The organism is Pseudomonas fluorescens, from assembly GCF_000802965.1.
In the GTDB taxonomy this organism is placed as follows: Bacteria; Pseudomonadota; Gammaproteobacteria; order Pseudomonadales; family Pseudomonadaceae; genus Aquipseudomonas; species Aquipseudomonas fluorescens_A.
In genome coordinates this window covers 145,372-164,248 of the sequence record NZ_JSAK01000018.1, presented here as the reverse complement: position 1 = coordinate 164,248, position 18,877 = coordinate 145,372, and the positions used below count along the sequence as shown (strand labels likewise).

At 60.4% G+C, this 18,877-nt stretch carries 17 protein-coding genes; 7 read left to right on the top strand and 10 right to left on the bottom strand.

The window, feature by feature from the left end; genetic code table 11:
- The first annotated feature begins 6 nt into the window (after positions 1–6).
- From NL64_RS16195 to NL64_RS16175, 5 genes are all read left to right on the top strand, one after another.
- Positions 7–1,773 (top strand): ATP-binding protein, encoded by a 1,767-nt coding sequence (locus NL64_RS16195; protein ID WP_034149074.1) that lies wholly within the window; start codon positions 7–9, stop codon positions 1,771–1,773.
- Positions 1,767–3,092: a sigma-54-dependent transcriptional regulator gene (locus tag NL64_RS16190; RefSeq protein ID WP_034149073.1), complete on the top strand. Its 1,326-nt coding sequence runs from the start codon at positions 1,767–1,769 to the stop codon at positions 3,090–3,092. The genes NL64_RS16195 and NL64_RS16190 overlap by 7 nt, the downstream gene beginning before the upstream one ends.
- A gap of 272 nt (positions 3,093–3,364) precedes the next feature.
- Positions 3,365–4,684: an MFS transporter gene (locus NL64_RS16185; protein WP_034149072.1), complete on the top strand. Its 1,320-nt coding sequence runs from the start codon at positions 3,365–3,367 to the stop codon at positions 4,682–4,684.
- 322 nt (positions 4,685–5,006) lie between these two features.
- Positions 5,007–5,300 (top strand): hypothetical protein, encoded by a 294-nt coding sequence (locus NL64_RS16180; protein WP_034149071.1) that lies wholly within the window; start codon positions 5,007–5,009, stop codon positions 5,298–5,300.
- Between the two features lie 254 nt (positions 5,301–5,554).
- Positions 5,555–6,184 carry a flavin reductase family protein gene (locus NL64_RS16175; RefSeq protein ID WP_034149070.1) on the top strand — a complete coding sequence of 210 codons (630 nt, stop codon included), beginning with the start codon at positions 5,555–5,557 and terminating at the stop codon, positions 6,182–6,184.
- Here the strand turns inward: NL64_RS16175 and NL64_RS16170 are convergent, their stop codons facing one another.
- Both NL64_RS16170 and NL64_RS16165 read right to left on the bottom strand, forming a co-directional pair.
- Complete coding sequence (locus tag NL64_RS16170) at positions 6,185–6,415, bottom strand: hypothetical protein (RefSeq protein ID WP_034149069.1); 231 nt, start codon at positions 6,413–6,415, stop codon at positions 6,185–6,187. It abuts the gene before it with no gap.
- A gap of 41 nt (positions 6,416–6,456) precedes the next feature.
- Positions 6,457–6,810, bottom strand: a complete 354-nt coding sequence (locus tag NL64_RS16165) for a putative quinol monooxygenase (protein ID WP_034149068.1) — start codon at positions 6,808–6,810, stop codon at positions 6,457–6,459.
- 393 nt (positions 6,811–7,203) lie between these two features.
- Here NL64_RS16165 and NL64_RS16160 point away from each other — a divergent pair, with 393 nt between their 5' ends.
- Entirely contained in the window at positions 7,204–8,133 is a 930-nt protein-coding gene (locus NL64_RS16160; RefSeq protein ID WP_034149067.1) for an AraC family transcriptional regulator, read from the top strand.
- Between the two features lie 335 nt (positions 8,134–8,468).
- On the opposite strand, the gene NL64_RS16155 is transcribed toward NL64_RS16160, so the two are convergent.
- The 6 genes from NL64_RS16155 to NL64_RS16130 all read right to left on the bottom strand — a co-directional run bounded on the left by NL64_RS16155 (position 8,469) and on the right by NL64_RS16130 (position 15,844).
- A complete protein-coding gene (locus tag NL64_RS16155; protein ID WP_034149066.1) occupies positions 8,469–9,524 on the bottom strand; it encodes an ABC transporter ATP-binding protein in 1,056 nt (351 codons plus the stop codon).
- Positions 9,525–9,542: 18 nt separating this feature from the next.
- A complete protein-coding gene (locus tag NL64_RS16150; RefSeq protein WP_034149065.1) occupies positions 9,543–10,391 on the bottom strand; it encodes an ABC transporter permease in 849 nt (282 codons plus the stop codon).
- Entirely contained in the window at positions 10,388–11,296 is a 909-nt protein-coding gene (locus tag NL64_RS16145; RefSeq protein ID WP_034149064.1) for an ABC transporter permease, read from the bottom strand. The genes NL64_RS16150 and NL64_RS16145 overlap by 4 nt, the downstream gene beginning before the upstream one ends.
- A 144-nt stretch (positions 11,297–11,440) precedes the next feature.
- A complete protein-coding gene (locus NL64_RS16140; RefSeq protein WP_034149063.1) occupies positions 11,441–12,544 on the bottom strand; it encodes an extracellular solute-binding protein in 1,104 nt (367 codons plus the stop codon).
- 217 nt (positions 12,545–12,761) lie between these two features.
- Entirely contained in the window at positions 12,762–14,210 is a 1,449-nt protein-coding gene (locus NL64_RS16135; RefSeq protein ID WP_034149062.1) for an aldehyde dehydrogenase family protein, read from the bottom strand.
- Complete coding sequence (locus tag NL64_RS16130; protein ID WP_034149061.1) at positions 14,207–15,844, bottom strand: 5-guanidino-2-oxopentanoate decarboxylase; 1,638 nt, start codon at positions 15,842–15,844, stop codon at positions 14,207–14,209. Before NL64_RS16130 ends, NL64_RS16135 begins: the two co-directional genes overlap by 4 nt.
- A 159-nt stretch (positions 15,845–16,003) precedes the next feature.
- On the opposite strand from NL64_RS16130, the gene NL64_RS16125 reads away from it, so the two are divergent.
- Complete coding sequence (locus tag NL64_RS16125; RefSeq protein WP_034149060.1) at positions 16,004–16,885, top strand: LysR substrate-binding domain-containing protein; 882 nt, start codon at positions 16,004–16,006, stop codon at positions 16,883–16,885.
- Between the two features lie 102 nt (positions 16,886–16,987).
- Here NL64_RS16125 and NL64_RS16120 read toward each other — a convergent pair whose 3' ends face one another.
- Together NL64_RS16120 and NL64_RS16115 are read right to left on the bottom strand one after the other, a co-directional pair.
- Entirely contained in the window at positions 16,988–17,602 is a 615-nt protein-coding gene (locus NL64_RS16120; RefSeq protein WP_034149059.1) for an NAD(P)-dependent oxidoreductase, read from the bottom strand.
- A gap of 193 nt (positions 17,603–17,795) precedes the next feature.
- Complete coding sequence (locus tag NL64_RS16115; RefSeq protein WP_034149058.1) at positions 17,796–18,680, bottom strand: MBL fold metallo-hydrolase; 885 nt, start codon at positions 18,678–18,680, stop codon at positions 17,796–17,798.
- Positions 18,681–18,877: the final 197 nt, after the last annotated feature.

Genomic DNA, 18,877 nt, shown 5'->3' with positions numbered 1-18,877 from the left:
CCCAGCATGTTTGAGTCATCTCGCCCTCTGCGCCTGGCGCTGTATACCGTGTTGATTATCGCCGGCGCCGCCATCGCAGCCACCCTGGCCATGCGCCACACTGTGCGCCAGTCCATGGTCGAGGACGCCGCCCGTGCCAATCAGCAATTGGCCTTGTACGCCACCTCCCTGCATACCCTGATCGAACGCTATCGCGCCCTGCCCTCGGTTCTGGCGCTGGACCCGCAATTGCGCGACGCGCTCAAAGGCCCGGTGAGTCCCGAGCAACAGGAACTGCTGAACCGAAAACTGGAGCAGATCAACGGCGCCGCCGAATCCTCGACCCTTGAACTGCTTGATCGTACCGGCCTGGCCGTGGCGGCGAGCAACTGGCGTTTGCCCAGCAGTTATGTCGGTCACAACTATGGTTTCCGCCCCTACTTCAGCCAGACCCGTACCCAGGGTACCGGGCGCTTTTATGCCGTGGGGGTGACCAGCGGGATTCCGGGTTACTTCCTGTCCAGCGCCGTCACCAATGATGACGGGCAGTTTCTCGGCGCCATGGTGGTGAAGCTGGAGTTTCCAGAGCTGGAGCGCGAATGGAGCCAGGGTAACGACACGCTGCTGGTCAGCGATGCTCGCGGGATCATCTTCATCGCCAACCAGCCGGGCTGGCGCTATCGCCAATTGAAACCGCTGACTGAAAGCGATCACGCCGAACTCAAAGCCACTCGCCAATACGACAAACAACCGCTGACGCTGCTTGATTATCAATCCCTGCGACGCTTCGACGAAAACAGTGAACTGGCGCGGGTCGATGGCCCGGATGGCAAGGCCGACTACCTCTGGGAATCCCTGCCGTTGAGTGCCGAAGGCTGGACATTGCATCTGTTGCGCCGTCCCCACGTCGCCTTCGAAGACAGCCGTAACGCAGCGCTCGCGGCGGCGGGTTTGTGGCTGACGCTGGTGTTTTTGCTGCTCTTTCTCAGCCAGCGCTGGCGGTTGGCCAAACTGCGCCAGCGCAGTCGCGAGGAACTTGAGCAACTGGTGGAAGAACGCACCCGGGATCTGCGCACCGCCCAGGAAGGTCTGGTGCAATCGGCCAAACTCGCCGCCCTTGGGCAAATGTCCGCCGCCCTCGCCCACGAGATCAATCAGCCCTTGACCGCCCAACGCATGCAATTGGCGACCTTGCGCCTGCTGCTCGATCACGGCCGCGTCGACGACGCCTACAAGGCGCTCAAACCGGTGGATGACATGCTGACGCGCATGGCCGCCCTCACCGGCCACCTGAAAACCTTCGCCCGCAAAAGCCCCAGCGGCTTGCGCGAACGCCTGGATCTGGCGGCGGTGGTTGACCAGTCGCTGCACCTGCTCGACACGCGGTTACGCGACGAACAGGTCAGCACGGTGCTGCACCTGACGCGTCCGGCCTGGGTGCGTGGCGATGCAATTCGCCTGGAACAGGTGCTGATCAACCTGCTGCGCAACGCCCTCGATGCCATGCAGGACAAACCCTGCAAACGCCTGGAAGTTCGCCTCGAAGCCGAAGAATTATTGTGGCGCCTGAGCGTCATCGATAACGGCGGCGGCATTGCTGAAGAAAACCTTTCCAAAGTGTTCGATCCATTTTTCACCACCAAACCCGTGGGCGATGGTCTGGGCATCGGACTGGCCGTTTCTTTCGCTATCGTTCACGAATCGGGCGGTCGCCTGACGGCCGATAATCACGACAGCGGCGCGGTGTTCTCCCTGACCCTGCCCATCGATCTGGAGGCCCACGGCTCATGCTGAATTCAGTGATGGTGGTCGACGACGAAAGCAGCATTCGCAGCGCCGTTGAACAATGGTTGAGCCTGTCGGGTTTCGAGGTGCAGTTGTTCAGTCGTGCCGATGAGTGCCTGGCGCAGTTGCCGAATCATTATGCGGGAGTGATTCTCAGCGATGTGCGCATGCCCGGCATGACCGGTCTGGAACTGCTGGCCGAGGTACAGCGCCGCGACGCCGACCTGCCGGTGATCCTGCTGACCGGCCACGGCGACGTGCCCATGGCGGTGGATGCCATGCGCGATGGCGCCTACGACTTTCTGGAAAAACCGTTCAGCCCTGAGACCCTGCTCGGCAGCCTGCGCCGAGCGCTGGACAAACGTCGGCTAGTGCTGGAAAACCGCGCCCTGCACGAACAGGCGGACAACCGCGCCAAACTCGATGCGACGCTGCTGGGCGTATCCCGTGGCTTGCAGACTTTGCGTCGGCAAGTGCTGGATCTGGCCGCGTTGCCGGTCAATGTGCTGATTCGTGGTGAAACCGGCAGCGGCAAGGAACTGGTCGCCCGTTGCCTGCACGACTTCGGCCCTCGGGCCGATAAACCCTTCGTCGCACTGAACTGCGCGGCGATCCCCGAGCAACTGTTTGAAGCCGAGTTGTTCGGCCACGAAAGCGGCGCGTTCACCGGTGCTCAAGGAAAGCGTATCGGCAAGCTCGAATACGCCGATGGCGGCACGCTGTTCCTCGATGAAATCGAAAGCATGCCGCTGGCGCAGCAGGTGAAACTGCTGCGGGTATTGCAGGAGCAAAAGCTTGAGCGCCTGGGTTCGAACCAAAGCATTCGCGTGGACTTGCGGATCATCGCCGCGACCAAACCGGACTTGCTCGACGAAGCGCGAGCCGGGCGTTTTCGCGAGGATCTGGCGTATCGGTTGAACGTCGCCGAGTTGCGTTTGCCACCGTTGCGCGAGCGTCGCGAAGACATTCCGTTGTTGTTCGAGTCATTTGCCCGCAGCGCCGCCGAGCGTCTGGGCCGCGCCTTCCCGCCGTTAAGCGGCCCGCAGCTGAGCCATCTGCTGAGTCACGACTGGCCAGGTAATGTACGTGAATTGGCGAACGTCGCGGAACGTCAGGTACTGGGGCTTGGCGAGCCGGAACCACTGGGCGTCGAGCCGGGCCAATCGCTGGCGGCGCAGCAGGAAGCCTTTGAAGCGCAATGCCTGCGCGCGGCGTTGACGCGGCACAAGGGCGATGTGAAAGCGGTGCTGGAAGAGTTGCAACTGCCGCGCCGGACGTTCAACGAAAAGATGCAGCGGCATGGACTTTCGCGCGAAATGTTTCTCTGACCTGTAGGAGCTGGCTTGCCAGCGATGAACGATAACGCGGTCTACCAGAGACACCGCGCTGCCTGGATCGCTGGCAAGCCAGCTCCTACAGGTTACGGGTCGTGCGCGAAAATCCGCCTGACACACTGCACGCAATAAGCGGATTTCCGCTCATGCTTTCGGCTTGCCCCCTCTAAACCGGCCCTCTACCCGTTGGCACACCTCCTGCTATAGCCCCCGCAGGCTGCGTTTATTCGCGCTCCATAAAAAATAATTAGACGAAGGATCCTTCAATGGATAACTCCAATACCCTGCCCCGTGGGTCGGTTGCCTCGCCGACAAAAGTACGCACCACCTCCAGCCGTATCAAATCGATCTTCAGCGGTTCCGTTGGCAACATGGTCGAGTGGTATGACTGGTACGTCTACGCCGCTTTCTCCCTGTATTTCGCCAAGACCTTTTTCCCCAAAGGCGACACCACTGCACAACTGCTGAACACCGCCGCAATCTTCGCCGTGGGCTTCCTGATGCGTCCGATCGGGGGCTGGCTGATGGGCCTGTACGCCGACAAAGTCGGGCGTAAAAAGGCTCTGATGGCCTCGGTGTACCTGATGTGCTTCGGCTCGCTGCTGATCGCCCTGAGCCCAAGCTACGAAACCATCGGCATCGGCGCACCGATCCTGCTGGTGTTCGCCCGCTTGCTGCAAGGCCTGTCGGTCGGTGGCGAGTACGGCACTTCCGCCACTTACCTCAGCGAGATGGCCACCAAGGAACGCCGTGGCTTCTTCTCCAGCTTCCAGTACGTGACGCTGATCTCCGGTCAGCTCATAGCGTTGGGTGTGCTGATCGTCCTGCAGAACCTGCTGACCACCGAAGAGCTGTACGCCTGGGGCTGGCGCATCCCGTTCGCCATCGGCGCGCTGTGTGCCGTAGTTGCGTTGTACCTGCGTCGCGGCATGGAAGAAACCGAGTCGTTCACCAAGAAGGAAAAGGCCAAGGAAAGCGCGATGCGCACCTTGATGCGTCATCCTAAGGAACTGATGACCGTGGTCGGCCTGACCATGGGCGGTACGCTGGCGTTCTACACCTACACCACCTACATGCAGAAATACCTGGTGAACACCGTCGGCATGAGCATCTCCGACTCCACCACCATTTCTGCCGCCACGCTGTTCCTGTTCATGTGCCTGCAACCGATCATCGGCGGGCTCTCGGATAAAATCGGTCGCCGGCCGATCCTGATTGCCTTCGGTGTTCTGGGGACGCTGTTCACCGTGCCGATCCTCACCACCCTGCACACCATCACCACCTGGTGGGGCGCGTTCTTCCTGATCATGGCGGCACTGATCATCGTCAGCGGCTACACCTCGATCAACGCCGTGGTAAAAGCCGAACTGTTCCCGACCGAAATCCGCGCCCTGGGCGTCGGCCTGCCGTACGCACTGACCGTATCGATCTTCGGCGGCACCGCTGAATACATCGCGCTGTGGTTCAAGAGCATCGGCATGGAAACCGGTTACTACTGGTACGTCACCGCATGCATTGCCGTGTCGTTGCTGGTGTACATCACCATGAAAGACACCCGCAAGCATTCGCGGATCCTCACGGACTAAGTCCAGAGGCGATACAACAAAAGGGGCAGATCGTCGGGATCTGCCCCTTTTTTTCGTTTGGCTCGGCGCCGAATGAAAAATCCTTCACTCCCGCGCAAGGCCGATTAATCACGAGTTAATGCTCGCCTCCCATCCTGAACCTGCCTTATCGATTAACTGTGATGCGCTCACTCAGACCTTGAAAGTGAAAACGTCTGACGGCCTTAATATCAAGTTAATCGATTGTTACTAGCATTTATTTGCGCTTTTTAATCAGTTTAATTGGCGTAGCATGAAACCCATGCCCAAGACACACAACGCCAAAGAACCTGGAGAAATGAAGATGAAAACCAAACTGTTCCTCGCCCTGGCCCTGTCCGTACTGGCTGCCAACTCTTTCGCCGCCGACGGTTTCGACCGCACTGGCTCCGCTGTTGCAGCAGACGGCTATGACCGTACCGGTTCCGCTACCGTCGCGGCTGATGGCTTCGACCGCACCGGTTCCGCCACCGTCGCTGAAGATGGCTACGACCGCACCGGTTCCGCCACTTTCGCTGAAGATGGTTACGACCGCACTGGCGGCGCCACCGTCGCCGAAGATGGCTACGATCGCACCGGCGGCGCTTCCGTCAGCTGATCCACAAATGCGGGACCACAGCCCGGCTTCGGCCGGGCTTAATCATTTCTGGAGCACCACAATTCCCCAAACATTGCACAGACCCTGTGGGAGCGGGCTTGCCCGCGATGGCGATGTAACAGTCGACATTGATGTTGAATTTAATGCCCTCATCGCGGGCAAGCCCGCTCCCACATTCTTCGTGTGCCGGACTGGAAATAAGATGCTGCCCCTAGCACTATGTCCACCTCCCGCGAGTGCCAGGAATTCCCGCCATGCCCGACGACATCCACTATTACGAACCCGCCAACGGCCACGGCCTGCCCCACGATCCGTTCAACGCGATCGTCGGTCCGCGTCCCATCGGCTGGATCTCTTCACAGGATGCCAACGGCCATTTGAACCTGGCGCCTTACAGTTTCTTCAACGCCTTCAACTACATTCCGCCGATCATTGGTTTTTCCAGCATCGGGCGCAAAGACAGCCTGAATAACATCGAGCAGACCGGCGAATTCGCCTGGAACCTCGCCACTCGCCCACTGGCCGAGCAGATGAATCAGAGCTGCGCCATGGTCGCGCCGCAGGTGAACGAATTCGAGTTATCCGGGCTGACCCCGGTTGCCTCGAAAATCATTCAGGTGCCGCGAGTCGCCGAAAGCCCGGTGTCCTTCGAGTGCAAGGTCACGCAGATCATTCAGTTGCAGCGGGCGGACGGGAATGTGGTGCCGAGTTGGCTGATCCTCGGCGAAGTGGTCGCCGTGCATATCGCCAAGTGGCTGTTGAAAGATGGGGTGTACGACACCGCCGCGGCAGAACCGATTCTGCGCGGCGGTGGGCCGGCGGATTATTTTCAGCTGGGGCCTGAAGCATTGTTCAAGATGTACCGCCCAGGGGCGGTGAAGTAATTACCAGATCAGGTCGCCGTCTTCGCTGACACCCTTTAGGTGAGTCAGCTGCAGGGCGGCGGCTTCGTCCGCTTCTTTGGCGGTCTTGAAGATCTGTTCTTCCAGCAGTTTGTTGAAGCGAGGCGCACCCGAGCCGCCGATGGCTTTGGTGGCGATTGCCGCGTAATACCCGCCTTCACGGGGGACTACGGCCGATACCGCTTCGAAGGTTTCAAAGGCTTTGCGTGCCATGTCGCGCATCCTGGCTAGTTGAGAATGCCGCCATTAAACCCTCAACCGGCCAGTTTGTGTACCGCCGCCCCGGACTGGCTGAGCGCCTGCGCTGCCGAGACATCCTTGAAGGTATGGAAATCGAGGCTGTTGACCACCAATTCCTGGACCAGCTCGGCAAAAATTTCCATGGACGGGGTACTGAAGTACGCGGTCATGGCCTGCTGGTTGACCCAGAAACCGGACACCAGCCACAGCTCTGGATCGCATTGCGAATGCTGCAAGGCAAAGTTCAGGCAACCCGGCGCGGCGCGGGACGGCTCGATCAGCGCACTCAGGCGCACACCGAGTTCTTGCGAGCGCCCGGCGCGCGCTCGGACGAAGGCCATATGACTGACGGGGATCTGCTTGGACATGTTCAACCCTCCCGGGGAGTCGCGTGGCAGCCTGGGACGGGCTGCGACAGGATCAAAGGTTAAGGGCCACTGCGCTTGGGCCGTTAGTCGATTCCTGCCGCTGTGTTGCACGATTCTGCGAGAGTGCTTTCGCCACCTGTAACAATGTGTGAAATGTGTGCCCTGTAGGAGCTGCCGCAGGCTGCGATCTTTTGATCTTGAAACAAAATCAAAAGATCGCAGCCTGCGGCAGCTCCTACGGGGTTCGTTGCTGGCCGGGGCACTGAGCATGTGCAGGGATAGAAGCCACCCTGTGCAGAATCAGGCAAGCATGAGGCAGGATGTGTCTACCGCTTCGACTTGCACAAACATATGCTCTGCCCCATCACTCCTGTTTTTCCGAGGATGCCTCGCATGTCGTCATTCGATCACTTTCAAGCTCCGCTGGATGCCGACATGGAAAAGCAGCGCGCGGAATTGGCGGCGATCATTCGTCGCAACACCGCCGAGGATGGCAGTTATGCCACCGCAGTCGGTTCGCTATTCATGTCACGCCACAGCCAGAACCACGAGTTCGCCCCGGTGCTCGCGCAACCGGCGTTGTGCATCATGGCCCAGGGCCGCAAGGAAGTTCGGCTGGCCGACGAGTTCTTCAATTACGACCCGCTTAATTACCTGGTGGTGTCAGTCTCGATGCCGCTCAGTGGGCGGGTGGTGGATGTCTCGCCCGAAGAACCGATCCTGGCCGTGCGGCTGGATATCGACCCGGCGGAAATCACCGCTTTGATCGCCGATGCCGGTCCTCTCGGCGTGCCTACCCGACCAACAGGGCGCGGGCTGTATGTCGAACGCCTCGACAGCGCCATGCTCGATGCGGTGCTGCGCCTGGCGCGATTGCTCGATACACCGAAAGACATCGCCATGCTCGCGCCGCTGATTCGTCGGGAAATTCTCTATCGCCTGCTGCGCAGCAAACAGGGTCATCGGCTGTACGAAATCGCCATCGCCAACAGTCAGAGCCATCGCATCAGCCAGGCGATCAAATGGCTCAACGGTAACTTCGAGCAGCCACTGCGCATCGATGACCTGGCGAAGGAAGTGAACCTGAGCGTGTCGACCTTGCATCACCGTTTCAAGGCGATGACGGCGATGAGTCCATTGCAGTATCAGAAGCAATTGCGCCTGCAAGAGGCGCGGCGCCTGATGCTGGCGGAAGGGTTGGAGGCTTCGGCGGCGGGGTATCGGGTCGGGTATGAAAGTCCTTCGCAATTCAGCCGGGAGTACAGCCGGTTGTTCGGGGCGCCGCCGTTAAGGGATTTGGCGCGGTTGCGGTTGTCGGTGTAATCGAGCACTTGGTGTGTGGCTGATGGCCTCATCGCTGGCAAGCCAGCTCCCACATTGAGTCGGTGTACACCAGCACTTGGTGTGTGGCTGATGGCCTCATCGCTGGCAAGCCAGCTCCCACATTGGGTCGGTGTACACCAGCATTTGGTGTGTGGCTGATGGCCTCATCGCTGGCAAGCCAGCTCCCACATTGGGTCGGTGTACACCAGCATTTGGTGTGTGGCTGATGGCCTCATCGCTGGCAAGCCAGCTCCCACAGGTCTGTGAGCGCCACAGATCACTGTGGGAGCTGGCTTGCCAGCGATGGGGCCAGCAAAGCCAACATCAAATCCGGATCAGGCCCCCAGAACCCGACAAGCCTCCACTGGCAACGTCACCGACACCGGATGCCCAATGCTCAAGCCAATGCCCTGACACGGCGTGCTCAACGCCGTAAACGACACCCCGGAACACTCCACCGTGGTCTCAATCGTCGCGCCGATATCCCGCACGAACGTCACCTTGCCCAACAACCGATTCCCCGCCGACGCCTGTGGTGCCGACAGTTGCAGGTCCTCGGGGCGAATCAGCATCTTCACTTTTTCCCCGACCACAATGCTGCTGCAAATCGGCACTTGCAGCGCATCGCCGCCCGGCAGGCTGACCTTGCCGTTGCCCAGCGCCGTGGCCGGGAAGATGTTGCCCGAGCCGATGAAGTCCGCGACGAATTCATTGGCCGGGTGCCGATAGATTTCAATCGGCGTGCCCACCTGCTGCACCTTGTGCTCACCCAATACGACGACGATATCAGCCATGGTCATGGCTTCACGCTGATCGTGGGTCACCATGATGGTGGTGATGTTCAAGCGCTGTTGCAGCTGACGGATTTCCACCTGCATCGACTCACGCAGCTTGGCGTCCAGCGCCGACAGTGGTTCGTCGAGCAAAAGTATTTTCGGGTGCGAAGCAATCGCCCGGGCAATCGCCACGCGCTGACGCTGGCCGCCCGAGAGCTTGGCCACCGGGCGATCAATCATCGGTTGCAGTTGAATCAGCTCCAGCAATTCCACCACCCGCGCCTGCTGATCAGCCTTGCTCACGCCACGCAATTTCAGCGGATAAGCAATGTTCTCCCCCACCGTCATGTGCGGGAACAGCGCCAGCGACTGAAACACCATGCCGAAATTACGCAGATGCGCCGGGGTGTGGCCGATGTCCTCGCCGTCCAGGCGAATCTCGCCGCCGCTCAGGGTTTCCAGGCCCGCGATCATCCGCAACAACGTGGTTTTGCCGCAGCCCGACGGGCCGAGGAAACACACCAGTTTGCCCTCGGGCAAATGCAGGTTCACATCTTTTACCGCGCAGGCCGAGCCGTAATGTTTCTCGACGTTTTCCAGAATCAGACCAGACATAAGAATCACCTCAAGAAATCAGAACGAAACGCCACCTTCACCGACCAGCTTCTCCAGCGCCCAAATCAGGACGAAGTCGATCAGCACGATCAGCACGGCAAACGAAAATACGGTTGGGTCGAGCGAAGACACGGTGCGGCTGTACATCCAGATCGGCACGGTCATGACGTCGATGGTGTAGAGAAAGTAGGTCACGGTGAATTCGTTGAACGAGACGATGAACGCCAGCAGCATCCCCGCCAGAATCCCCGACTTCATCAACGGCACCACCACATCGACGATCGCCCGTAGCGGTGAAGCGCCGAGCATTTGCGCGGCCTCTTCGACTTCGCTGCCGATGGAGAGCATGGCCGCCGTGCAGTTCTTCACCACGAACGGCAACGCCAGGATCACGTGGGCAATTACCAGTCGCGAGGTGGTCATCTGGAAAGGCAGGCTGTCGAACACCAGCAGCAACGCCAGACCCAATACCACCATCGGAAACACCAATGGCAGCGACATCAATTGCAGCGCTACGGCTTTGCCACGGAACTCGCACCGGGTCAGCGCGTAAGCCGCCGGCACCGCGATCAACGTGGCAAAAACCATGGTCAGGCACGCCACCATCAGGCTGGTGGTCATGGCTTTGCCCAGGCTCAGCACGTCGCTGGAATCCGGCGAAACGAAGGTGTGCCAGGCGGCTTTGTACCATTGCAGGCTGTAGCTGCTCGGCGGGAAGTCCAGATTCGACGCGCCGCTGAAGGACATCACGATCATGGTCAGGATCGGCAGCACCGCCAGCAACAGGATGAAGCCCGAAAGGATGCCGGCGAACTTGCCGGTGTCACCCGGCAACAGCGAGTGGCGCTTCTTGGTCAGGGTACTCATTGCGAAGCCTCCAGCATGCGCCGACGACGGCCGGTTATGTATTCGGACAAGGTCATGATCGCGAGCGTGGTGACGATCAACACCACACCGGCGGCGGACGCAGCCGGCCAGTTCATCAGCGGGGCGATCTGGTCATGCACCATTACCGCCAGCATCGGCACGCGACGGCCGCCAAGCAGCAACGGCACCACGAAGCTGCTGGCGTTGTAGGCGAACACCAACGTCGCGCCAGTGATGATCCCCGGCAGACTCATCGGCAACACCACTTGGCGGAACACCTGCAAGCGACTGGCGCCGAGGGTGGCGGCGGCTTCTTCGTAGGTGCGGGCAACGCCGCGCATGGCGCTGGCAATGGGCAGCACGGCTAGCGGGAACGCGGTTTGCACCAGCCCCATCAACACGCCGTTCTGGTTGTACAGCAGCATGATCGGACGCTTGATCAGACCCAAGCCCATCAGCGCCTGATTGAGCATCCCGCCCGGGCCGAGAATCACCAGCCAGCCGTAGCTTTGCAGCAGCAGGTTGACCAGCAACGGCAACAGCACCGCCGCGAGGAAAATCCGCCGCACAAACGGCGAAGTCAGGCGCGACATGGTGTAGGCCACCGGGATCGCCAGGATCACCGCGATCACCGCGCTGATCAGCGCCAGGCGCAGGGTCAGCAGCAGGGATTTGAGGTAATAGGGTTCCAGTAATTGCGCGTAGCTGGCCAGGCTGAACCCGGTCCATTCCGCGCCTTTGGTGCCGACACTCATGCGCAGGACCAGCAAACTGGCGGCGATCAACACGCCGAGAAACAGCATCGACGGCGTGAGGAAAAACCAGGCACGTGCGGTCGGCGAAACACCCCGAATCGGGCGCGACTCAGCGGCGCTGACCGAATGGGTCAAAGGTTGGTGTTCCATAGCAAAGGGTCTCGTCAATGGAAGATCTAAAGCTGTAAACCCTCCCCCTGTAGGAGCTGCCGAAGGCTGCGATCTTTTGATCTTGATCTTTAAAAACAAGATCAAAAGATCGCAGCCTTCGGCAGCTCCTACAGGGGGTGTGGGTCAGGAAGAAAAGATTTCCGTGTAGCGACGAATCCATTGGTCATGCACGGTGGCCAGGAAGGCGTTGTCGTGCATGATCGCCTTCTCGGCAATCTGTTCCGGCGTGAGAATGTACGGGCTCTTGCGCGCTTCGGCGGAGATGATCGCCTTGGCGTTGACGGGGCCGTTGTAGATGTCTTCAGCCATCTTGCCCTGCACCAGCGGGTCCAGAGAGTGGTTGATGAAGGCGTAGGCCAGGTCGGTGTCGCCCGGACGATTCTTCGGCATCACCGACAGCATCAGGTCGGTGTAGAAACCTTCCTTCATGCCGAAGGTGGCGCCCAGACCGTAGGCCGGATCGCGGATCTGTTTCGGGAAGAAGGCCGGCGCGTACAAACCGCCCATGTCCAGGGAGCCGGTGCGGAACAGCTCGGCGATCTGGTTCGGGTTTTCGCCCAGAGTGACGACGCGATCTTTCAGCTCGGCGAGTTTCTTGAAGCCCGGTTCGATGTTGTGCTCGTCACCACCGGCCAGCTTGGCGGCGATGATGATCAGGTCCATGGCCTCGGTCCAGTTCGGCGGCGGCAGGAAGATGTTCGGCGACAGGTCGGCGTCCCACAGGGCGGCGTAGCTGTTCGGCGCTTCCTTGATGGTGCGGGTGCTGTAGACCAGGCTGTTGCACCAGAGCAGGTAACCGATGCCATGACCGTTGGCGCCGGTACGGTATTTCTCAGGCACATCGACGATGTTGGGAATGCGGTTGAGGTCGGGTTTCTCCAGCAGGTTGGCGGCGGCCAGACCTTCGGCGCCGACGCCTGCCAGGGTGATGATGTCGTATTGCGGACGATCACCGCCGGCCTTGAGTTTGGCGACCATTTCCGAAGTGCTGCCGGTGCGGTCAGCGATGACCTTGCAACCGTACTTGTCTTCGAACGTCGCGGCGATGTTGCGCAGTGCAGCCAGGCCGGTGTCATCGGACCAGGTCAGCAGTCGCAGGGTCTTGCCCTGAAAGCGCGTGTCGCTGGCATTGGCCTTGACGAACGGCAGGCTCATGGCCGCCGCGGCAACCGAGGCTACGCCTACGGTCTTGATGAATTGACGTCTGTTCAGATCATGCTCGCCCATTACGGACTCCCTTTGTTTTTGTAGGTATAAGGCAGGTCGAAACTGTTGCATCCGCGCGGTTGGATCAGCGTTAGCTCTCGTATTTTCGGGGGCTTGGCTGAACCAGTGAGTTCATCCTGAGGTCGTGCAAAACACCTGACTATCGATAAAAACTCATCGAAGCCATGACGCTAACGCATGCCTCATCGCGAGGCATGCGCTCACCTTTTTCGTGCCGTCAGACAGCCCGAATCACGTGTTTGATTTCCTGGAAAGCCTGCAAGCCCCACGGCCCCAATTCGCGGCCGATGCTGCTCTGTTTGTAACCACCCCAGGCGGTTTGCGGGAAGATCACCTGCGGCGCGTTGATCCACACAAGCCCCGCCTGCAAAGCGTTGGCGACGCGATCCGCCGCTTCGGCATTGCGCGTCACCACACTGGCCACCAGACCGAACTGGCTGTCGTTAGCCAGGGCGATCGCCTCCGCTTCAGAGGCAAAACGGCGTACGCAAATCACCGGGCCGAAAATCTCTTCGCACCACAGCGCACTGTCGAGGGGCACGTCGGTGAAAACGGTCGGCTGCAAAAAATATCCGCGGGGCAGATTCGCCGGACGATTACCGCCGCACACCAGTTTGGCGCCGGCACTCAAACCACGGTCGATGTGGCCGAGCACGCGCTGGTATTGCGCCTGATTGACCAGCGCACCCATTTCCACGTTCGGGTCAAACGGGTCGGCCACGCGAATCGCTTCGGCGCGAGCCTTCACGCGACTGAGGAAGTCATCGGCCAGTTCATCGGCAACCAGCACGCGGCTGGTGGCGGAACACATCTGCCCGGCGTTGAAGAAACCGCCGCCGCAAGCCACTTCCACCGCCAGCTCAATATCGGCATCCGCCAGAACCAGCAACGAGGATTTGCCGCCCAGTTCCAGGCTCACGCCTTTGACGGTTTCCGCCGCGCGTTGCATGACCTGCACACCCACCGCGTTGCTGCCGGTGAAGGAAATCTTGGCGATGCGCGGGTCCGCCGAGAGCGGCGCGCCGACTGCCAGGCCGGTGCCGCAGACCAGGTTGAACACGCCGTTGGGCAAACCGGCCTCGGCAATGATCGCCGCCAGTTCCAGCTCCGGTAGAGGCGTCACTTCAGAAGGCTTGAGCACCACGCAGCAACCGGCAGCCAGGGCCGGGGCGAGTTTCCAAGCGGTGGTGACCATCGGGAAATTCCACGGCACGATCAGGCCGACCACACCGCACGGTTCGCGGCGCAGGCGCGCGCTGAAATCATCGGACGGCAACTCGACATGGCTGTCCTGTTTCGCGTCCAGGCCTTCAGCCAGACCGGCGTAATACTCGAACGTGGCGATCACGTCGTCGACGTCGATGGCCGCTTCGAACAGTGGCTTGCCGTTGTTGCTCGACTGCAAATGCATCAGTTGTTCGCGACCGGCCTGCACGCCCGCAGCGATCTTGCGCAGAATTGCGCCGCGCTCGGCACCGCTGGTTTTCGACCAGTCAGTGAAGGCCTTGGTCGCCGCACTGACGGCTTGATCAACCGCTCGCTCATCACCGCCCACTACGGTGGTCAGCAGCGCTTCGGTGGCCGGGTTGATCACGCGCAGGTGTTCGTTGCCCGCCGACCATTGGCCGTTGATGTAGAGGCCATCGAGTGTCGTTGGAAAGCTCATTTCGACACCGCCTGAGTCCACAGGGTCTGATCGATTTCAATCAGGGTCGGGCCTTGGCGATCCGAGGCGACACGCAATGCACCGCGCAGTTGATCGACATCGCTGACCGCTTCGGCGGCGCAGCCCAAGGCTTTGGCCACACCGATGAAGTCCGGGGTGTAGATGTCCACGCCGACCGGCTCTATGGCGCGGTTGACCATGTATTTCTTGATCTCTTCGTAGCCCTGGTTATTCCACAGCAGCACGATCACCGGCGTGCGCGCTTCAACCGCGCTGGCCAGTTCCGGCAGGGTGAATTGCAGACCGCCATCGCCGATCAGGCACACCACCGGAGGACGCGCACCGCTCTCGACGCTGCCACCGAGCCAGGCACCAATCGCGGCTGGCAAGGCGTAGCCGAGGGTGCCGTAACCGGTGGACGAGTTGAACCAGCGACGCGGGCGCTCCGGGTTGAAAGTCAGGTTGCCGGTGTACACCGGTTGGGTCGAATCACCGACGAACACCGCGTTCGGCAATTCGTGCAGCACGGTTTCCAGGAAGCGGGTCTGGGCCAGGGTTGGCACGTCCCAGTTCGCGGCCAGTTCTTCACGCAAACGGGCGGCACGCACCTGGCCCCAATCGTTGCGGCGTTCGGCCAGGGATTTGTGCGAAAGGGCACTGAGCAAGGCTTGCGCAGCGTTTCGCGAATCGGACACCAGCGCCACGTGCGGCGGGTAGTTGCGCACGGTTTGATCCGGGTCGATGTCAACGCGCAGCAGCTTGCCCGGAATCTCGAAACCACCGGCGAAGGTGACGTCGTAATCGGTCTCGGCCAGTTCAGTACCGATGGCCAACACCACATCGGCTTCGGCGACCAGTGCGCGGGTGGCGACCAGGCTTTGGGTCGAACCGATCAGCAGCGGGTGAGCGGATTCGAGCATGCCTTTGGCGTTGATGGTCAGCGCCACCGGAGCATCCAGCAACTCGGCCAGTTCGGTCAGCTCGGCGGCGGCATCGATCGCACCGCCACCGGCGAGAATCAGCGGACGCTTGGCGCCGGCCAGCAACTCAGTCATGCGCGACACGGCAGTCGGCGAAGCACCGGCGCGGTCGATGTTGACCGGGACGCTGCTGAGCAGGTCATCGGCTTCTTCAACCAGCACGTCCAGCGGAATTTCGATGTGTACCGGGCGGGGACGACCGGCCTGGAACAGCGCGAACGCACGGGCCAGCACACCCGGCAATTCCGAGGCCGACATCAGGGTGTGCGAAAACGCCGCCACGCCGCCGACCAGTGCACTCTGGTTCGGCAGCTCATGCAGCTTGCCGCGTCCGCCGCCCAATTGGTTGCGAGTCTGCACGCTGGAGATCACCAGCATCGGGATCGAGTCGGCGTAGGCCTGGCCCATCGCCGTGGTGATGTTGGTCATGCCTGGGCCGGTGATGATGAAGCACACGCCCGGTTTGCCACTGGTGCGAGCGTAGCCGTCGGCCATGAAACCGGCGCCTTGTTCGTGACGCGGCGTGACGTGGTTGATGCTCGAACGGGCCAGCCCGCGATACAGCTCCACGGTGTGAACCCCGGGAATGCCGAACACCTGCTCGACCTCGTAATCTTCGAGTAACTTGACCAATACTTCGCCGCACGTCGCCATGTCTTTGCCCTTCTTGTTCGTTTGAGACGCCGGGCCTGCGCTGTGTTTATGATGAGCTGGCAGGTCCAGGGATGGCCTCATTGGAACGGGCGACACATAGCCTCAACAATGGATAAAAAGTCATACTAGCCATGTCCTCACGTCATACCTTGGATCTCAATGAAACGACTGCCTCCCCTGCCGGCGCTGCACACTTTTCTGATTACCGCGCAGTGCTGCAACTTCACCCGGGCCGCCGAGCAACTGCACATCACTCAGGGCGCCGTGAGCCGGCAGATCGCCGGGCTGGAAGATCATTTGGGTTATGAACTGTTCATTCGCCAGGCCCGTGGCCTGGATCTCACCGCCGAGGGACGCGATTGGCTGCCGCGGGTGCAGCAGATTTTCGGCCTGATCGACGAGGCCGTGGAGCAGATCGGCGAGAAACGCGAAACCCTGCAACTCAAGGCCCCGACGTGCGTCATGCGTTGGCTGTTGCCACGGTTGTTGCAGTGGCAAAAAGAACGCCCGGACGTGCCGGTGGAGCTGACCACCACGGTCAAGCACGGCGTGGATTTTCATCGCGAACAGTTCGATGCGGCGGTGATGTACGGTGCGCCGCCGGACGGGTCATTGGTCTCACAAAAGCTGTTCGATGAGCTGCTGACGCCGGTGTGTTCCAGGCCGATGCTCGAAAGTTCGGTGCCGCTGCAATCGCCGCAAGATCTGGAGCAGCACATGCTGCTGCACCCGACCCGGGACGAGCGGGACTGGAAAGCCTGGCTGGCCACGGCGGATGTTCGCTTGAGCAATGTGAGCAAGGGTCAGCATTTCGAAACGCTGGATCTGGCGATGTCGATGGCGTCCCAGGGGACGGGTGTGGCGATTGGGGATTGGTCGTTGATTGGCGACGATCTGAGTGCCGGGCGGCTGGTCATGCCGTTTGAATTGAAGGTGAAAACCGGGTTGGCGTATTACCTGGTGTTCCCGGAAAAACCCGGGCCTTCGGCGAAGTTGCGTGAGTTGATGAAGTGGTTGGTGGAGCAGGCGCAGAGTCGCTGAAACCTTGAAAAGCATCGCCAGCAAGCCGGCTCCTACAAAGATTTTCATCGTGACGACGATCCTGTGGGAGCTGGCTTGCCAGCGATGATTTGCGTTACGACATCAATATCCGACTGTGAATCGTTGGCGAGAATGCTGTGGTGACTCGACTTCATCGAGCATCGCGAGGGCGTAATCGGCAAACGTAATCCAGCTACGCCCTTCGCTACTCACCAGTAAATCATCTTTGCCGACGCGAAATTTCTCAGTGCGCTCGCCTTCGACAAACTCCGCCGATGGCGACAGAAAAGTCCAGTCCAAGTCCTGCTCCTGACGCAGGTGTTCAAGAAACTCAGCACCGGCACCCGCTTCTGCCTTGTACTCCTCCGGAAAGCCTTTGCTGTCGATCACCCGCGTGCCATCCGGCAACAACAGCGACCCGGCACCGCCCACCACCAGCAAGCGATTGACCCCGGCCTTCTTCACCGGCCCGATGACAGCGCTGGCGGGCAGCGTCGAGAAATGCGCGGCGCTGATCACCACATCATGACCCTCGATTGCTGCTTGCAACGCAACGGCATCGAGGGCATCGACGTTCTGGCTGACCACACCGTTACGCTGGCCGATCTTCGACGTATCACGAGCGATGGCAGTGACGCTGTGTCCGCGACGCAGGGCTTCTTCCAGCAGTTGGCTACCGGCACGACCGGTAGCACCGATGATTGCGATTTTGCTCATGACGTTCTCCAGTTGGATGGGTTGAATCTGTAACGGCAAAGTTGCTTTTGTGGCGAGGGAGCTTGCTCCCGCTGGAGTGCGAAGCGCTCCCCTGCACGGTGTCAGGCAAGCCGCACTTGCAGGTTTTGCGACTGCTTCGCAGCCGAGCGGGAGCAAGCTCCCTCGCCACAGGTAATTCGGTGGTCAGGAAGACTCATTCGCCCCACTTCATCTCGCCCTTGGCGACTTTGGCGCTCAGTTCCAAAGAGCTTTCTTCACCCAGCGTCGGGAAGCGTTTTTTCATTGCGGCGATCAGTGCAGCGGAATCCTTGGCCTGGGCGGTTTCTTCATCGAAGGCCTTGATGTAACCAGCGGTGAATTTCACCGGCGCCAAGGTCCAGGCGCTCTCGCCAAGGTAATGCCCCGGCACGATGGTGTTCGGTTTCAGGGTTTCGATCGAGTGCAGCGTCGCCAACCAATCGGCATGGGATTGCGGGGTCTGGGTGTCGGCCATCCACACGTGAATGTTTTCTGCCACCACCACGCCACCGACCACGGCCTTGATCGATGGTATCCACACGAAGCTGCGATCCGGTTGTTTACCCTCGAGACCGATCACCTGCAATTTCTGCCCTTCGAGCATCAGGCTGTCGCCCTTGAGCACGTCCGGCACGATGGTTTTGGCCGGAATATCCGCACCCATTTTCGGGCCCCAAAACGCCAGTTTGCCGTCGACGGTTTGCTTGATGTGATCGACGGTCGGCTGCGAGGCCAGCACTTTGGCCTTGGGGAACGCAGCGGTCAGGGTGTCGAGGCCGAAGTAGTAATCCGGGTCGCCATGGCTGATGTAGATGGTGGTCAGTTGCTTGCCGCTGGCGCGGATTTTTTCCACCACCTGTACGGCCTGGGATTTGCCGAATTGGGCATCTACCAGAATCGCCTCTTTTTCGCCGCTGACCAGCACCGACGTCACCGGAAATATCGCTTTGTCGCCGGGATTGTAGACATCCAGGGTCAATGTCGACGCGGTGGCGTGGGCGGCGAAACCGAGGGCGGTGGTCGCCAGCAAAACGCGCTTGAGAGTGGTGAAACCGATCATCTATTGCTCCTTGGTTGAAATATGTTTTTCGTAGGAGCCGGCTTGCTGGCGATGGCCTTTAACGAAAACCCATGCCTACCGGGAAAACTCGGTGCCTGCGACACCATCGCCGGCAAGCCGGCTCCTACAGAAGATGGAGCAGAGCTTAGTTGCCTCGATCAGTACAAAAAATGCGATGCTTGAACATAGTTTGTTTC

What these genes read in the sequence shown, in the direction of transcription:
- NL64_RS16195 (WP_034149074.1), top strand. Translation starts at nt 7, where the DNA reads ATGTTTGAGTCATCTCGCCCTCTGCGCCTGGCGCTGTATACCGTGTTG.
- NL64_RS16190 (WP_034149073.1), top strand. Translation starts at nt 1,767, where the DNA reads ATGCTGAATTCAGTGATGGTGGTCGACGACGAAAGCAGCATTCGCAGC.
- NL64_RS16185 (WP_034149072.1), top strand. Translation starts at nt 3,365, where the DNA reads ATGGATAACTCCAATACCCTGCCCCGTGGGTCGGTTGCCTCGCCGACA.
- NL64_RS16180 (WP_034149071.1), top strand. Translation starts at nt 5,007, where the DNA reads ATGAAAACCAAACTGTTCCTCGCCCTGGCCCTGTCCGTACTGGCTGCC.
- NL64_RS16175 (WP_034149070.1), top strand. Translation starts at nt 5,555, where the DNA reads ATGCCCGACGACATCCACTATTACGAACCCGCCAACGGCCACGGCCTG.
- NL64_RS16170 (WP_034149069.1), bottom strand. Translation starts at nt 6,415, where the DNA reads ATGGCACGCAAAGCCTTTGAAACCTTCGAAGCGGTATCGGCCGTAGTC.
- NL64_RS16165 (WP_034149068.1), bottom strand. Translation starts at nt 6,810, where the DNA reads ATGTCCAAGCAGATCCCCGTCAGTCATATGGCCTTCGTCCGAGCGCGC.
- NL64_RS16160 (WP_034149067.1), top strand. Translation starts at nt 7,204, where the DNA reads ATGTCGTCATTCGATCACTTTCAAGCTCCGCTGGATGCCGACATGGAA.
- NL64_RS16155 (WP_034149066.1), bottom strand. Translation starts at nt 9,524, where the DNA reads ATGTCTGGTCTGATTCTGGAAAACGTCGAGAAACATTACGGCTCGGCC.
- NL64_RS16150 (WP_034149065.1), bottom strand. Translation starts at nt 10,391, where the DNA reads ATGAGTACCCTGACCAAGAAGCGCCACTCGCTGTTGCCGGGTGACACC.
- NL64_RS16145 (WP_034149064.1), bottom strand. Translation starts at nt 11,296, where the DNA reads ATGGAACACCAACCTTTGACCCATTCGGTCAGCGCCGCTGAGTCGCGC.
- NL64_RS16140 (WP_034149063.1), bottom strand. Translation starts at nt 12,544, where the DNA reads ATGGGCGAGCATGATCTGAACAGACGTCAATTCATCAAGACCGTAGGC.
- NL64_RS16135 (WP_034149062.1), bottom strand. Translation starts at nt 14,210, where the DNA reads ATGAGCTTTCCAACGACACTCGATGGCCTCTACATCAACGGCCAATGG.
- NL64_RS16130 (WP_034149061.1), bottom strand. Translation starts at nt 15,844, where the DNA reads ATGGCGACGTGCGGCGAAGTATTGGTCAAGTTACTCGAAGATTACGAG.
- NL64_RS16125 (WP_034149060.1), top strand. Translation starts at nt 16,004, where the DNA reads ATGAAACGACTGCCTCCCCTGCCGGCGCTGCACACTTTTCTGATTACC.
- NL64_RS16120 (WP_034149059.1), bottom strand. Translation starts at nt 17,602, where the DNA reads ATGAGCAAAATCGCAATCATCGGTGCTACCGGTCGTGCCGGTAGCCAA.
- NL64_RS16115 (WP_034149058.1), bottom strand. Translation starts at nt 18,680, where the DNA reads ATGATCGGTTTCACCACTCTCAAGCGCGTTTTGCTGGCGACCACCGCC.